This is a genomic window from Streptomyces aurantiogriseus, from assembly GCF_014649375.1.
Taxonomy (GTDB): domain Bacteria; phylum Actinomycetota; class Actinomycetes; order Streptomycetales; family Streptomycetaceae; genus Streptomyces; species Streptomyces aurantiogriseus.
This window is the reverse complement of record NZ_BMSX01000009.1, coordinates 235077-248763: the sequence shown is the minus strand read 5'-3', so window position 1 is coordinate 248763 and position 13687 is coordinate 235077. Positions and strand designations below refer to the sequence as shown.

Below are 13687 nucleotides of genomic sequence, written 5' to 3'. Positions count from 1 at the left end.
CGATGACCACCGACACCACCACCAAGGACACCACCGTCGGCCAGACGGTCCTCGACGCCCGCGGCGTGACCATGCGCTTCGGCGGCCTCACCGCCGTACGCGACGTCAACCTCACCGTCAACAGCGGAGAAATCGTCGGCCTCATCGGCCCCAACGGCGCCGGCAAGACGACCTTCTTCAACTGCCTCACCGGCCTCTACATCCCCACCGAGGGAGAGGTCCGCTACAAAGGCACCGTCCTGCCACCCAAGTCCTTCAAGGTCACCGCCGCCGGCATCGCCCGCACCTTCCAGAACATCCGCCTGTTCGCCAACATGACGGTCCTGGAAAACGTCCTCGTCGGCCGCCACACCCGCACCAAGGAAGGCTTCTGGTCGGCCGTCCTGCGCGGCCCCGGCTTCCACAAGGCCGAAGCCGCCTCCCGCGAACGCGCCATGGAACTCCTCGAGTTCGTCGGCCTGGAAAAGAAGGCCGATCACCTCGCCCGCAACCTCCCCTACGGCGAACAGCGCAAGCTCGAAATCGCACGAGCACTCGCGAGCGAGCCCGGCCTGCTGCTCCTCGACGAGCCGACAGCCGGCATGAACCCCCAGGAGACCCGGGCCACCGAGGAACTGGTCTTCGCCATCCGCGACAAGGGCATCGCCGTCCTCGTCATCGAGCACGACATGCGCTTCATCTTCAACCTGTGCGACCGCGTCGCCGTGCTGGTCCAAGGCCAGAAGCTCATCGAAGGCGACAGCGCCACCGTCCAGGGCGACGAACGCGTCATCGCCGCCTACCTCGGCGAGCCCTTCGAGAACGCCCCCGGCGAAGAGGAAGTCGCCGAGGTCGAGGCCGCCGAAGCCAAGGCCGAGGCCACGACGGACGCCGCGCCCGGCAAGGAGAACGACCGATGACCGCACTGCTCGAAGTCGAAGACCTCCGAGTCGCCTACGGCAAGATCGAAGCCGTCAAGGGCATCTCCTTCAAGGTCGACGCCGGCGAGGTCGTCACCCTCATCGGCACCAACGGAGCCGGCAAGACCACCACCCTGCGCACCCTCTCAGGTCTGCTCAAGCCGGTCGGCGGACAGATCAAGTTCAACGGCAAGTCGCTGAAGAAGATCCCCGCCCACAACATCGTCTCGCTGGGACTCGCCCACTCCCCCGAGGGACGGCACATCTTCCCCCGCATGACAATCGAGGACAACCTGCGGCTGGGAGCCTTCCTCCGCAACGACAAGCCAGGCATCGAGAAGGACATCCAACGCGCCTACGACCTCTTCCCCATCCTGGGAGAGCGCCGTAAGCAGGCCGCAGGCACCCTGTCGGGCGGTGAGCAGCAGATGCTGGCCATGGGCCGCGCCCTGATGTCCCAGCCGAAGCTACTCATGCTCGACGAACCCTCCATGGGCCTCTCGCCGATCATGATGCAGAAGATCATGGCCACCATCGCCGAACTGAAATCCCAGGGCACGACGATCCTCCTCGTCGAACAGAACGCCCAGGCGGCGCTCTCCCTGGCCGACCACGGCCACGTGATGGAAATCGGCAAGATCGTCCTATCGGGCACCGGCCAGGACCTCCTCCACGACGAGTCCGTCCGCAAGGCGTACCTCGGCGAGGACTGAGTCCGGAATCCGTATACGGCGAGGCCCGCACCCCACTTCTCCGGGGGTGCGGGCCTCGCCGTCGTTCGCGGTGCCGGGCCGGCGTTCTCAGCCCTTGGACGTCTTCTTCTCCTCCGCGTCCTGGATGACCGCCTCCGCGACCTGCTGCATCGACATCCGCCGGTCCATCGACGTCTTCTGGATCCACCGGAACGCGGCGGGCTCGGTCAACCCGTACTCGGTCTGCAGGATCGACTTGGCCCGATCGACGAGCTTCCGCGTCTCCAGCCGCTGGGTGAGGTCCGCGACCTCCTTCTCCAGCTCCTTCAACTCCGTGAACCGCGAGACGGCCATCTCGATCGCCGGCACGACATCACTCTTGCTGAACGGCTTCACAAGGTACGCCATCGCACCCGCGTCCCTCGCCCGCTCCACCAGGTCACGCTGCGAGAAGGCGGTGAGCATCAGCACCGGCGCGATCCGCTCCTCCGCGATCTTCTCGGCGGCGGAGATACCGTCCAGCTTCGGCATCTTCACATCGAGGATCACCAGGTCCGGCTGGTGCTCACGGGCGAGCTCGATCGCCTGCTCGCCGTCACCGGCCTCACCGACGACGGTGTAGCCCTCCTCCTCCAGCATCTCTTTGAGGTCGAGCCGGATCAGGGCCTCGTCCTCGGCGATGACGACACGGGTCGTCAGCGGAGGCACGTGCGACGTGTCGTCGGGCGCGTCTACGGGCTGGGGCGACTCGGGGGCGGTCACGGGGGCTCCTTGTCAGGGCAGGGGTACTGCTGACAAGAGCCTACCCAGCTGCGGTAAGGTGGGTGCGCGGAGGGTCAGGGGAAACCTTTGATTCTGCGAGCCCCGGTAGCCCAATTGGCAGCAGGCAACGGATTCAAAACCCGTACAGTGTCGGTTCGAGTCCGACCCGGGGCACTTTTCCTTGGTTTCCAAGGTCGCCAGGTTTCGCAGGTCTCCATCAAGAAGCGGATGTTCCGATCCAGTGAACATCCGCTTTTTGCTGTGTGTCGCCCGAGGCCGTTCCTACTTGTCATCCACCCCGATGTGATGCACCCGCACCAGGTTCGTGGACCCGGAAACCCCCGGAGGCGATCCGGCCGTGATCACCACCACGTCCCCCTTCTCGCAGCGCCCGTACTTCAGCAGCAGCTCGTCCACCTGGTCCACCATCGCGTCCGTCGAACCGACGTGCGGGCCCAGGAACGTCTCGACGCCCCAGGTCAGGTTCAGCTGGGAGCGGGTCGCCGGCTCGGGGGTGAAGGCGAGCAGGGGGATCGGGGAGCGGTAGCGGGACAGGCGGCGGGCTGTGTCGCCCGACTGGGTGAAGGCGACCAGGAACTTGGCGCCCAGGAAGTCGCCCATCTCCGCCGCCGCTCGGGCGACGGCGCCGCCCTGGGTGCGGGGCTTGTTGCGTTCGGTCAGTGGGGGGAGGCCCTTGGCCAGGATGTCTTCCTCGGCCGCTGCCACGATCTTCGCCATGGTGCGGACGGTTTCCACCGCGTATTTGCCGACGCTTGTCTCGCCGGAGAGCATCACCGCGTCCGTGCCGTCGATCACGGCGTTCGCCACATCGCTCGCCTCCGCGCGCGTCGGGCGTGAGTTCTCGATCATCGAGTCCAGCATCTGTGTCGCGACGATGACCGGCTTGGCGTTGCGCCTGGCCAGCTTGATCGCTCGCTTCTGGACGATCGGGACCTGCTCCAACGGCATCTCGACGCCGAGGTCGCCGCGGGCCACCATGAGGCCGTCGAACGCGGCCACGATGTCGTCGATGTGCTCCACCGCCTGGGGTTTCTCCACCTTGGCGATGACCGGCAGCCTGCGGCCCTCCTCGTCCATGATGCGGTGGACGTCGGCGATGTCCTTGCCGGTGCGGACGAAGGAGAGGGCGATGACGTCGAAGCCGGTGCGCAGCGCCCAGCGCAGGTCGTCCTCGTCCTTCTTGGAGAGTGCCGGGACGGAGACCGCCACTCCTGGCAGGTTCAGGCCCTTGTGGTCGGAGATCACACCGCCCTCGACGACGCGCGTGTGGACGCGGGGGCCGTCGACGGACGTGACCTCCAGGCACACCTTGCCGTCGTCCACGAGGATGCGCTCCCCCGGGGTGACGTCCGCCGCCAGACCGGAGTAAGTGGTTCCGCAGATATGGCGGTCGCCTTCCACCCCCTCCTCCACCGTGATGGTGAAAACGTCCCCGCGTTCAAGGAGTACGGGACCTTCCGCGAAGCGGCCGAGGCGGATCTTCGGGCCTTGAAGGTCGGCGAGAATGCCGACGCTGTGGCCGGTTTCGTCGGAGGCCTTACGAACGTGCTGGTAGCGCTCCTCGTGTTCGGCGTAGGTGCCGTGGCTGAGGTTGAAGCGGGCGACGTCCATTCCTGCGTCGACCAGGGCTTTGATCTGGTCGTAGGAGTGGGTGGCGGGGCCCAGGGTGCAGACGATCTTTGCTCGGCGCATGGGTCGAGCCTATGACTTACCGCCGGGTAGGGAATTGGTCGCACATGACGACCCAACAACCTTTACGTGAAGGCTTATTGACAAGGGTTGAATTGTGCGGGCAGGTGCTCCGATGAGCACGTCGGGAGTCGGAGGAATTCCCCGAACGGGTGAAATTCACAGGCGGGGCGGAACCATCGTGAACACTGCGCTCACTTCGGCCTGGACGCGCAGTCGTCGGGGTTCGAGGTCGAGGGCTTCGGGGGCGGCTTCGGTTTCCGCGGCGGCCACGGACATGCGCACGGCCCGGCGGTCGAAGGCGGCGCGGGGGCGGGGGCCCTGGGTGCCGGTGTCGGTGAGTTCGAGGAGGGCGGCGACGGTGGCGCCGAGGGCCTCGGCGTACTCGTGGGCGCGTTGGACTGCCGCGCGTACGGCTTGCCGGCGGGCCTGGCGGTGGACGGGTGAGTCGGGGCGGAGTTCCCACCAGGGGCCGTCGACGCGGGTGAGGTCGAGGTCGGCGAGACGGGTGGTGAGTTCGCCGAGGGCGGTGAAGTCGGTGAGGTCGGCGGTGAGATGGACGTTGCCGTGGTAGGTGCGGACGTGTTCGCCGCGGCCGCGGTGGGTGAGTTCGGGGGTGATGGAGACGGCGCCGGTCGAGAGGTTCTCCACCGCGTCGCCGTAGGACTTGACGAGGTCGAGGACGGTGGCGTTGCGGCGGGTGAGGTCGTCGAGGGTGGTGCGGCGGTCGCGGCCGCGGGCGGTGACGGTGATGCCGAGGCGGGCGATCTCGGGGTCGACTTCGAGGGTGGTCTCGCCGCGGACGGCGAGGAGGGGGGCGTCGGGGGTGCCGTAAGGGCCTGCGGTCGGGGTGGTCATACGCCCCACTCTGGCAGGCCTTACCTGGTTATGGGCCGGGAGTCGCACAGGTGAGGTCATCAGATCGAAACCTCAGAGGCCTGTTGTCGTACGACATGTCCGGGGCAGAATCTACGCGCGTTATCTACGCGCGTCGTTGACCGTTCCCGAGGAGCAAGACATGCCGTTGAACCGCCGGAAGTTCCTGAAGAAGTCCGCCGTGACCGGGGCGGGGGTGGCCATCGCGGGCACGGCTGCGGCTCCGGCGGCGCAGGCGGCGGACGCGAAGAAGCCCGCGAAGCCGGCGAAGCGGTACGCGTTCACCGTGATGGGCACGACCGACCTGCACGGCAACGTCTTCAACTGGGACTACTTCACGGACAAGGAGTTCGACGACAAGGCGCACAACGACGTCGGTCTGGCGAAGATCTCCACCCTGGTGAACCAGATCCGCGAGGAGAAGGGCCGCCGCAACACCCTGCTGATCGACGCGGGCGACACGATCCAGGGCACGCAGCTGTCGTACTACTACGCCAAGGTGGACCCGATCACCGCCAAGGGCGGTCCGGTGCACCCGATGGCGCAGGCCATGAACGCGATCGGCTATGACGCGGCGGCGCTCGGCAACCACGAGTTCAACTACGGCATTCCGGTGCTGCGCAAGTTCGAGGAGCAGTGCTGCTTCCCGCTGCTGGGCGCCAACGCGCTGGACGCGAAGACGCTGCGGCCGGCCTTCCCGCCGTTCAGCATGCACCGGCTGCGTACGCCGTTCGGCCGTGATGTGAAGGTGGCGGTGCTGGGGCTGACCAATCCGGGCATCGCGATCTGGGACAAGGCGAACGTGCAGGGGAAGATGACGTTCCCGGGCCTGGAGGAGCAGGCCGCGAAGTGGGTGCCGAAGCTGCGGTCGATGGGCGCGGACGTCGTCATCGTGTCGGCCCACAGCGGTTCGTCGGGTACGTCGTCGTACGGTGACCAGCTGCCGTACATCGAGAACGCGGCCGGGCTGGTGGCCGAGCAGGTGCCGGGCATCGACGCGATCCTGGTGGGTCACGCGCACACGGAGATCCCGGAGTACTTCGTCACCAACAAGGAGACGGGCAAGCAGGTGGTGCTCTCCGAGCCGCTGAAGTGGGGGCAGCGGCTGACCCTGTTCGACTTCGAGCTGGTGTGGGACAAGGGCCGCTGGACGGTCGAGAAGGTGGGTGCGCAGGTCCTCAACTCCAACACCGTGGAGGAGGACCCGAAGATCGTGAAGCTGCTCGGTGATGAGCACGAGAAGGTCGTGGCGTACGTCAACCAGGTCATCGGCACGAACGCCGCCGAGATGACCTCGGTGGAGGCGCCGTACAAGGATGTACCGATCATCGACCTGATCAACCACATCCAGGCGGACACGGTGAAGCAGGCGCTGGCGGGCACGGAGTACGCGGCGCTGCCGGTGCTGTCGCAGGCCGCGGCCTTCTCGCGCAGCGCGGTCATCCCGGCGGGAGAGGTCACCATCCGGGACGTGGCGGGTCTGTACGTCTTCGAGAACACGCTGGAGGCCCGTCTGATGACGGGTGCTCAGATCAAGGCGTACCTGGAGTACTCGGCGAACTACTTCGTGCAGACGGCGGCGGACGCGGCGATCGACCCGGCGAAGCTGACGAACGCGAACGGCACGCCGGACTACAACTACGACGTGGTCAGCGGTCTGACGTACGAGATCGACATCGCCCGGCCGGCCGGGTCGAGGATCGCGAACGTACGGTTCGAGGGGGCTCCGCTCGCGGACGACCAGCAGTTCGTGTTCGCGGTGAACAACTACCGGGCGAACGGCGGCGGCAACTTCCCGTACGTCGCCGCGGCGAAGCTGCTGTGGTCGAACTCGGACGAGATCCGCAACACGATGATCGCCTGGGTGAAGGCGAAGGGGTCGATCGACCCGGCTGAGTTCGCGACGGTGGACTGGAAGCTGACGCGGAACGGTACGCCTGTCTTCTAGGGACGTGTGCGTGAGGGGCGGCGGGAGAGGATCTTCCGCCGCCCCTTCGTCTTTCCGCCGGTTCCTGCCGGTTACTGCCGGTTCTTGCCTGTTCCTGCCTGTTTCTAACGGCCTTCGACGAGGGGGGTGAGGGTCTGTGGTTTTCGGGCCGGGGGGATGCGGGGCCGGGGTTCGAGGCCGAAGGTGGTGAAGGCGGTGCGGTGGGGGAGGCGGTAGGTGTCCTTGCCGGTCAGGGTGTTGAGGATGGTGGCGCTGCGCCAGGCGGCGAGGCCGAGGTCGGGGGCGCCGACGCCGTGGGTGTGGCGTTCGGCGTTCTGGACGTAGATGTTGCTGCCGGTGGCGGTGATGGCGGGGTCGAGGACGAGGCGGAAGTGGTCGTCGACGCGGGGGCGTTGGGCGTTGTCGCGGCGGAGGTGGGGGGCGAGGCCGGCGAGGAGGCGGTCGAGGGGGCGTTCGCGGTGGCCGGTGGCGAGGACGACGGCGTCGGTGGTGAGGCGGGTGCGGGTGTTCTGCTGGAGGTGTTCGAGGTGGAGTTCGATCTTGCTGGTGGCGATGCGGCCGGCGGTGCGGACGCGGACGCCGGGGGTGAGGACGGCGTCGGGCCAGCCGCCGTGGAGGGTGCGGCGGTAGAGCTCGTCGTGGATGGCGGCGAGGGTGGCGGCGTCGATGCCCTTGTGGAGTTGCCATTGGGCGGTGTTGAGGCGGTCCCGCACGGGTTCGGGGAGGGCGTGGAAGTAGCGGGTGTAGTCGGGGGTGAAGTGTTCGAGGCCGAGCTTGGAGTACTCCATGGGGGCGAAGGCCTCGGTGCGGCCGATCCAGTGGAGGCGTTCGCGGCCGGCGGGGCGGGCTCGGAGGAGGTCGAGGAAGACTTCGGCGCCGGACTGTCCTGATCCGACGACGGTGATGTGGTCGGCGGCGAGGAGGGTGGCGCGGTGGTCGAGGTAGTCGGAGGCGTGGACGACGGGGACGCCGGGTGCGTTGGCCAGGGGGCGCAGGGGGGCGGGGACGTGGGGTTCGGTGCCGATGCCGAGGACGACGTTCCTGGTGTGGGTGCGGCCGAGGACGTGGGGTTCTCCGTCGGTGTCGAGCTGGGTGAAGTCGACTTCGAAGACGGCGTGTTCGGGGTTCCAGCGGACGGCGTCGACCCGGTGGCGGAAGCGGAGGCCGGGGAGGCTTTCGGCGACCCAGCGGCAGTAGGCGTCGTATTCGGCGCGGTGGATGTGGAAGCGTTCGGCGAAGTAGAAGGGGTAGAGGCGGTCGCGGGTCTTGAGGTGGTTGAGGAAGGTCCAGTCGCTGGTGGGGTCGGCGAGGGTGACGAGGTCGGCGAGGAAGGGGACCTGGACGCGGGCGCCGTCGATGAGGAGGCCGGGGTGCCAGTGGAAGGCGGGGCGTCGGTCGTAGAAGACGGCGTCGAGTTCGGCGAGGGGGTGGGCGAGGGCGGCGAGGGAGAGGTTGCAGGGGCCGATGCCGATGCCGACGAGGTCGCGGGGGGTGGCGGGTTCCGCGGGTGGGGGCGTGGTCATGCGGGGGTGTTTCCTTCCACCAGTTTCAGGAGGGCGGCCAGGTCGTCGGGTCGGGTGTGGGGGTTGAGGAGCGTGGTTTTGAACCAGAGGCGGCCGTCGAGGTGGGCGCGGCCGAGGACGGCGCGGCCGTCGGTGAGCAGGTGGCGGCGGATCGCGGCCACGGCGTCGTCGGAGGCGTCCTTGGGGCGGAAGAGGACGGTGCTGAGGGTGGGGGTGTCATAGAGGTCGAAGGCGGGGTGGTCCCGGATGGTCGCGGCGAACTCGTGGGCGTGGGCGCAGACTTGGTCGACGAGGGTGGCAAGGCCGGTGCGGCCGAGGGTTCTGAGGGTGACGGCGATCTTGAGGATGTCGGGGCGGCGGGTGGTGCGCAGGGAGCGGCCGAGGAGGTCGGGGAGGCCTGCGTCGGTGTCGTCGTCGGCGTTGAGGTAGTCGGCGCGTTCGTGGAGGGCGCCGAGCTCGTGGGGGTCGCGGACGGCGAGGAGGCCGGCGGCGACGGGCTGCCAGCCGAGTTTGTGCAGGTCGAGGGTGACCGTGTGGGCGGCGTCGAGGCCGGTGAGCCTGTCGCGGTGGCGGTCGCTGAAGAGGAGGCCGCCTCCGTAGGCGGCGTCGATGTGGAGACGGGCGCCGTGGGCGGCGCACAGGGCGGCGATGGCGGGGAGGGGGTCGATGAGGCCGGCGTCGGTGGTGCCCGCGGTCGCCGCGACCAGCAGGGGGCCGGGGAGGTGGGTGAGGGCCTGGGCCAGTGCGACCGGGTCGAGGGTGCCGGCGGGGGTGGGGACGACGACGGGGTCGGGCAGGCCGAGCAGCCAGGCGGCGCGGGGCAGGGAGTGGTGGGCGTTGGCTCCGAGGACGAGGCGGAGGCCGGTGCCGTGCCGCTCGCGGGCGAGGAGAAGGGCGAGGTGGTTGGACTCGGTGCCGCCGGTGGTGACGAGGGCGTCGGCCATGCCGGCCTCGCGGGCGAGGGCGCGGGTGACCAGCGCTTCCAGTGCGGAGGCGGCGGGGGCCTGGTCCCAGGAGTCGAGGGAGGGGTTGAGGGCGGACGCGGCGAGGTCGGCGGCGGTGGCGACGGCGAGGGGCGGGCAGTGCAGGTGGGCGGCGCACAGGGGGTGTGCGGGGTCGGCGGCGCCTTCGGCGAGGGCACGGACGAGGGTGTGCAGGGCGGTGGGGTCGCCCTCGTCGGGGAGGACGTCGCCCACGGCGTCGCGTACGCGAGCGGCGACCGCGGCCGGGCCGCCCGCGGGGAGGGGGCCGCCGCGGGCCTCGGTGCCGGTGCGCAGAGCGTCGAGGACCACGTCCAGCAACGGCCTCAGCGCGTCGGGGCCTTCGGGGCCCGACGCGAGGGGCGGAAGGCTCATGGGGCTCCTCCGGGGGCGGGGAGTCCCAGTGTGTCGTCGGATGCGGCGAGCTGCCCTGGCAGCGGGGGATTTGGACCCGAAAGTAGGAGGGCGGGTGTGGGCGTTGCTGCTGGCTGCCGCCCTCAGCACCCGGCTTCGGGCTTGTCCGCGAACTCCCCCCGACGGGGTGTTGCCGGACGGGCTGGATCGACCCGTCCGGCGTTCGGCGGCCGAGCCTGCTCTACGCCTCCGCCCCCTGAACCCGCAACGCCCGTGCCAGATCGTCGAGTTGATCCACGAGCTTGCGTCGCAGTGCCGGGATCGGTTCGCCGTCGCGCAGGCAGGCCTCTCCGAGGCCGAGGTTCTCGGCGTCGACGGCGTGGGCGGGGAAGGCCCAGCGGCCGGCGGCCTCGGCGATGGCGGGGCCTCGGCGGGCGGCGAGGGTGACCGCGTCCTTGTAGAAGCGGGGCACGTACTCGCGGACGAGGTCGGCCTGTTCGGGTTGCCAGAAGCCCTGGGCGGTGGCGGTGAAGAGGTAGTTGGAGAGGTCGTCGGTGTCGAACAGGGCGGCCCAGGCGGTGCGCTTGGCCTCCGGGTCGGGCAGGGCGGCGCGGCAGCGGGCGGCGCCTTCCTGGCCGGTGGCGGAGGGGTCGCGGTCGAGTTCGGCGGCGATGGCGCTCTCGTCGGTGGCACCGAGGACGGCGAGGCGGGCGAGGATGCGCCAGCGCAGGTCGGGGTCGATTTCGGGGCCGCCGGGGACGGTGCCGTCGGCGAGCCAGGCGGCGATGGTGTCGGGGTGGGCGGCGACGTCGATGAAGTGGCGTACGGCGATCAGGCGCAGGCCGGGGTGGTCGCCGTCCTCGGTGCGGCGGATGAGGTCGCGGCACAGGGAGGAGAGGGTGGTGAGGGCGGCGGGGCGTTCCTCGGGGGTGACGTAGCGGTCGGCGACCTGGGCGGAGGCGAAGGTGAGGACACCTTGGACGATGGCCAGGTCGGTCTCGTGCGGGAGGTGGGCGCGCGCGGTCTCCAGATAGGTGGTGGGGGACAGCGGGGGTTCGGGGGTCGTCCCCCGATGGGTGCTGCCGCCGTCACGGACGGCGTCGCGCAGGGCGTTCCAGACGACGGCCCGGGTGAGCGGGTCGGGCAGGCGGGACAGGCCGGTGCGGACGGTGTCGAAGGATCCGGTGTCGAAGCGGACCTTGGCGTAGGTGAGGTCGCCGTCGTTGAGGAGGATCAGGGCGGGGGGCTTGCCGATGGGCTGCGGTGCGGTGTGCGGGACGTCGAGGTCGAGGCGTTCGCGCAGGGTGAGGCGGCCCTCGTCGGTGAGGTCCCGGTCGTAGAGGCCGACGGCGATGCGGTGCGGGCGGCTGCCGGTGCGTTCGACGGTGAGGGTGCAGGCGCCGGCGTCGGTGGTGACGGTGGGGGTGAGGGTGTCGACGCCGGTGGTGCGCAGCCAGGCGTCGGCCCAGGCGTGGACGTCGCGTTCGGTGGCGCCGGCGAGGGAGTCGATGAAGTCGGCGAGGGTGGCGTTGGCGAACTTGTGGCGGGAGAAGTGGGTGTTGATGCCGGCGAGGAAGTCCTTCTCGCCGAGCCAGGTCACCAACTGCCGTAGTGCGGAGGCGCCCTTGGCGTAGGAGATGCCGTCGAAGTTGAGCAGGGCGGAGGCCGTGTCGTCGACGGCTTCGGGGGCGACGGGGTGGGTGGAGGGGCGCTGGTCGGCGTCGTAGCCCCAGGCCTTGCGGGCGACGCCGAAGTCCACCCAGGTCTCGGTGAAGCGCGTGGCTTCGGTGAGGGTCTGGTAGCCCATGTACTCGGCGAAGGACTCGTTGAGCCAGATGTCGTCCCACCACTTGAGGGTGACGAGGTCACCGAACCACATGTGGGCCATCTCGTGGGCGATGACCATGGCGCGGGTCTGGCGTTCGGTGTCGGTGACGGCGGAGCGGTAGACGAACTCGTCGCGGAAGGTGACCAGTCCGGGGTTCTCCATGGCGCCGGCGTTGAACTCGGGGACGAACGCCTGGTCGTAGGAGTCGAAGGGGTAGGGCTCCTCGAACTTCTCGTGGTAGCGGTCGTAGCACTGGCGGGTGATCTCGAGGATCTCGTCGGCGTCCGCGTCCAGGTGGGGGCCGAGCGAGCGGCGGCAGTGGATGCCGAAGGGCAGGCCGCGGTGTTCGGTACGGACGGAGTGCCAGGGGCCGGCGGCGACGGCGACGAGGTAGGTGGAGATCAGCGGGGTGGGGGCGGCCTGCCAGCGGCCCTCGCCGAGGTGTTCGGTGACGCCGTTGGCGAGGACGGTCCAGCCTTCGGGAGCCGTGACGGTGAGGTCGAAGACGGCCTTGAGGTCGGGCTGGTCGAAGGCGGCGAAGACGCGCTGGACGTCGTCCATGAACAGCTGGGTGTAGACGTAGGTCTCGCCGTCGGAGGGGTCGGTGAAGCGGTGCATGCCCTCGCCGGTGCGGGAGTAGCGCATGGCCGCGTGGACGCGCAGCTCGTGGTCGCCCGCGGTGAGGTTCTTCAGGGGCAGGCGGTTGTCGTCCAGGCTTTCCGGGTCGAGGAGCTTGCCGTCGAGGGTGACGGAGCGCAGCTCGGCCGGCTTGAGCTCGACGAAGGTGTCCGCGTCCGTGCGCGCGGCGAACCGGATGACGGTCAGGGACTCGAAGGTCTCGTCGCCGGTGGTCAGGTCGAGCTCGATGGTGTAGCGGTGGACGTCGAGGAGCTGGGCACGGGTCTGCGCTTCGTCGCGCGTCAGTACGGACATGCAGGCCATGCTGCCTGATGGGGCCGTTAGGGCACAGGGGCGGAGCGGTACGCGTCGTTTGTCCCGTCTCACGCCGGAGGTACGGGGATGGGCGCTTGTGCTACGGGGCCGTCGGCGCCGTGGGACCCGAGGTGCGGGCGCCGGTGTCGCGTTGGACGGGGACGCGGGCGGGCGGAGGCAGAGTGGTGTCCTCGGTTCCGGTGTCGCCGTGGTCCTTGACGAGCGCGCGCAGGGTGCGCACCTCGTGTTCGAGGGCGAGGTGGCGCTGGTGGGCGTCGTAGAGGTAGCGGACCTTGGTGCGCAGGGCCCAGGGGTCGACGGGTTTCATGACGAGGTCGGCGACGCCGAGGTGGAAGGCGGCGGAGGTGAGGTCGTGGTCGGGGCCGAAGCCGGTGAGCAGGATGACGGGGATGTGCTGGGTCTGCTCCAGGCGCCGCAGGTAGCGGACGACCTCGAGTCCGCTGACGCCGGGCATGCGGACGTCGAGCAGGAGCAGGCCGACCTGGCCGCGCAGTACCTGCTTGAGGGCCTCGTCGCCACTGGTGGCGCGGGCGAGCAGGTAGCCCAGCGGGGCCAGGGCGCTTTCCAGCGCGTACAGCGTGTCCTGGTGGTCGTCGACGATGAGGATCTTCGCATCCGGTGGCATGACCCGATGTCCCTCCCGCGATGGGGCCACCAGCTTACGTCCGAACCCTGACGGGCCGTGCCCGGTGACTGACGCGCAGTGCCCGCCGACGGGGGTGCGGGGCGCGGCCCGCCCGGGCGTCGGCGGGGCTGCCGTCGGCCGTGCGCGGTGGTGTCCGTCGAGGTCAGGCCCGGGTGCCGTGCAGGGCGTCCTCGGCGATGCGCTCGTGGTGGCGGATCACCTCGGCGATGATGAAATTGAGGAACTTTTCAGCGAAGGCCGGGTCCAGCTTTGCGCTCTCGGCGAGGGCGCGCAGTCGGGCGATCTGGCGGGCCTCGCGGGCCGGGTCGGCGGCGGGCAGCTGGTGGCGGGCCTTGAGGTGGCCGACCTGCTGCGTGGCCTTGAAGCGCTCGGCGAGCATGTGGACGACGGCCGCGTCGATGTTGTCGATGCTGTCGCGCAGCCGTGCCAGTTCCTCATGGACGGCGGGGTCGACGTCACCGGTTCCGTTGGTGCTGGTGGTCATGGGCGTTCACCCTAGTGTGTCGCCGGTGCGA

11 protein-coding genes and 1 tRNA gene are annotated in these 13687 nt (G+C 69.5%); 4 read left to right on the top strand and 8 right to left on the bottom strand.

Going from position 1 to position 13687, the window contains the following annotated elements:
• Positions 1-2: 2 nt before the first annotated feature.
• Together IE263_RS20850 and IE263_RS20845 are read left to right on the top strand one after the other, a co-directional pair.
• The gene (locus tag IE263_RS20850; RefSeq protein WP_189938778.1) at positions 3-899 is read left to right on the top strand and encodes an ABC transporter ATP-binding protein; all 897 of its coding nucleotides are present in this window, start codon (positions 3-5) and stop codon (positions 897-899) included.
• Positions 896-1612 (top strand): ABC transporter ATP-binding protein, encoded by a 717-nt coding sequence (locus IE263_RS20845; RefSeq protein ID WP_189938777.1) that lies wholly within the window; start codon positions 896-898, stop codon positions 1610-1612. Before IE263_RS20850 ends, IE263_RS20845 begins: the two co-directional genes overlap by 4 nt.
• 87 nt (positions 1613-1699) lie before the next feature.
• On the opposite strand, the gene IE263_RS20840 is transcribed toward IE263_RS20845, so the two are convergent.
• Positions 1700-2353 (bottom strand): ANTAR domain-containing response regulator, encoded by a 654-nt coding sequence (locus tag IE263_RS20840; RefSeq protein ID WP_189938775.1) that lies wholly within the window; start codon positions 2351-2353, stop codon positions 1700-1702.
• 99 nt (positions 2354-2452) lie between these two features.
• On the opposite strand from IE263_RS20840, the gene IE263_RS20835 reads away from it, so the two are divergent.
• Positions 2453-2527 (top strand) — tRNA-Leu (locus IE263_RS20835).
• Positions 2528-2635: 108 nt separating this feature from the next.
• On the opposite strand, the gene pyk is transcribed toward IE263_RS20835, so the two are convergent.
• Positions 2636-4066, bottom strand: a complete 1431-nt coding sequence (gene pyk, locus IE263_RS20830; RefSeq protein WP_189938773.1) for a pyruvate kinase — start codon at positions 4064-4066, stop codon at positions 2636-2638.
• Positions 4067-4222: 156 nt separating this feature from the next.
• Entirely contained in the window at positions 4223-4921 is a 699-nt protein-coding gene (locus IE263_RS20825) for an SIMPL domain-containing protein (RefSeq protein ID WP_189938771.1), read from the bottom strand.
• Between the two features lie 160 nt (positions 4922-5081).
• Here IE263_RS20825 and IE263_RS20820 point away from each other — a divergent pair, with 160 nt between their 5' ends.
• Positions 5082-6887, top strand: a complete 1806-nt coding sequence (locus tag IE263_RS20820) for a bifunctional metallophosphatase/5'-nucleotidase (RefSeq protein ID WP_189938769.1) — start codon at positions 5082-5084, stop codon at positions 6885-6887.
• Positions 6888-6991: 104 nt separating this feature from the next.
• On the opposite strand, the gene IE263_RS20815 is transcribed toward IE263_RS20820, so the two are convergent.
• The 5 genes from IE263_RS20815 to IE263_RS20795 all read right to left on the bottom strand — a co-directional run bounded on the left by IE263_RS20815 (position 6992) and on the right by IE263_RS20795 (position 13656).
• Positions 6992-8410 (bottom strand): lysine N(6)-hydroxylase/L-ornithine N(5)-oxygenase family protein, encoded by a 1419-nt coding sequence (locus IE263_RS20815; RefSeq protein WP_189938767.1) that lies wholly within the window; start codon positions 8408-8410, stop codon positions 6992-6994.
• Complete coding sequence (locus IE263_RS20810; RefSeq protein WP_189938765.1) at positions 8407-9765, bottom strand: pyridoxal phosphate-dependent decarboxylase family protein; 1359 nt, start codon at positions 9763-9765, stop codon at positions 8407-8409. The genes IE263_RS20815 and IE263_RS20810 overlap by 4 nt, the downstream gene beginning before the upstream one ends.
• Positions 9766-9985: 220 nt before the next feature.
• Complete coding sequence (pepN, locus tag IE263_RS20805) at positions 9986-12505, bottom strand: aminopeptidase N (protein ID WP_189938763.1); 2520 nt, start codon at positions 12503-12505, stop codon at positions 9986-9988.
• 100 nt (positions 12506-12605) lie between these two features.
• Positions 12606-13151 (bottom strand): response regulator, encoded by a 546-nt coding sequence (locus IE263_RS20800; protein ID WP_189938761.1) that lies wholly within the window; start codon positions 13149-13151, stop codon positions 12606-12608.
• A gap of 163 nt (positions 13152-13314) precedes the next feature.
• Positions 13315-13656: a chorismate mutase gene (locus IE263_RS20795; RefSeq protein ID WP_189938759.1), complete on the bottom strand. Its 342-nt coding sequence runs from the start codon at positions 13654-13656 to the stop codon at positions 13315-13317.
• Positions 13657-13687 lie beyond the last annotated feature (31 nt).

Excerpts from the sequence above, each read along its gene's own strand:
- IE263_RS20850 (WP_189938778.1), top strand. The coding sequence starts at position 3 with ATGACCACCGACACCACCACCAAGGACACCACCGTCGGCCAGACGGTC.
- IE263_RS20845 (WP_189938777.1), top strand. The coding sequence starts at position 896 with ATGACCGCACTGCTCGAAGTCGAAGACCTCCGAGTCGCCTACGGCAAG.
- pyk (WP_189938773.1), bottom strand. The coding sequence starts at position 4,066 with ATGCGCCGAGCAAAGATCGTCTGCACCCTGGGCCCCGCCACCCACTCC.
- IE263_RS20825 (WP_189938771.1), bottom strand. The coding sequence starts at position 4,921 with ATGACCACCCCGACCGCAGGCCCTTACGGCACCCCCGACGCCCCCCTC.
- IE263_RS20820 (WP_189938769.1), top strand. The coding sequence starts at position 5,082 with ATGCCGTTGAACCGCCGGAAGTTCCTGAAGAAGTCCGCCGTGACCGGG.
- IE263_RS20815 (WP_189938767.1), bottom strand. The coding sequence starts at position 8,410 with ATGACCACGCCCCCACCCGCGGAACCCGCCACCCCCCGCGACCTCGTC.
- IE263_RS20810 (WP_189938765.1), bottom strand. The coding sequence starts at position 9,765 with ATGAGCCTTCCGCCCCTCGCGTCGGGCCCCGAAGGCCCCGACGCGCTG.
- pepN (WP_189938763.1), bottom strand. The coding sequence starts at position 12,505 with ATGTCCGTACTGACGCGCGACGAAGCGCAGACCCGTGCCCAGCTCCTC.
- IE263_RS20800 (WP_189938761.1), bottom strand. The coding sequence starts at position 13,151 with ATGCCACCGGATGCGAAGATCCTCATCGTCGACGACCACCAGGACACG.
- IE263_RS20795 (WP_189938759.1), bottom strand. The coding sequence starts at position 13,656 with ATGACCACCAGCACCAACGGAACCGGTGACGTCGACCCCGCCGTCCAT.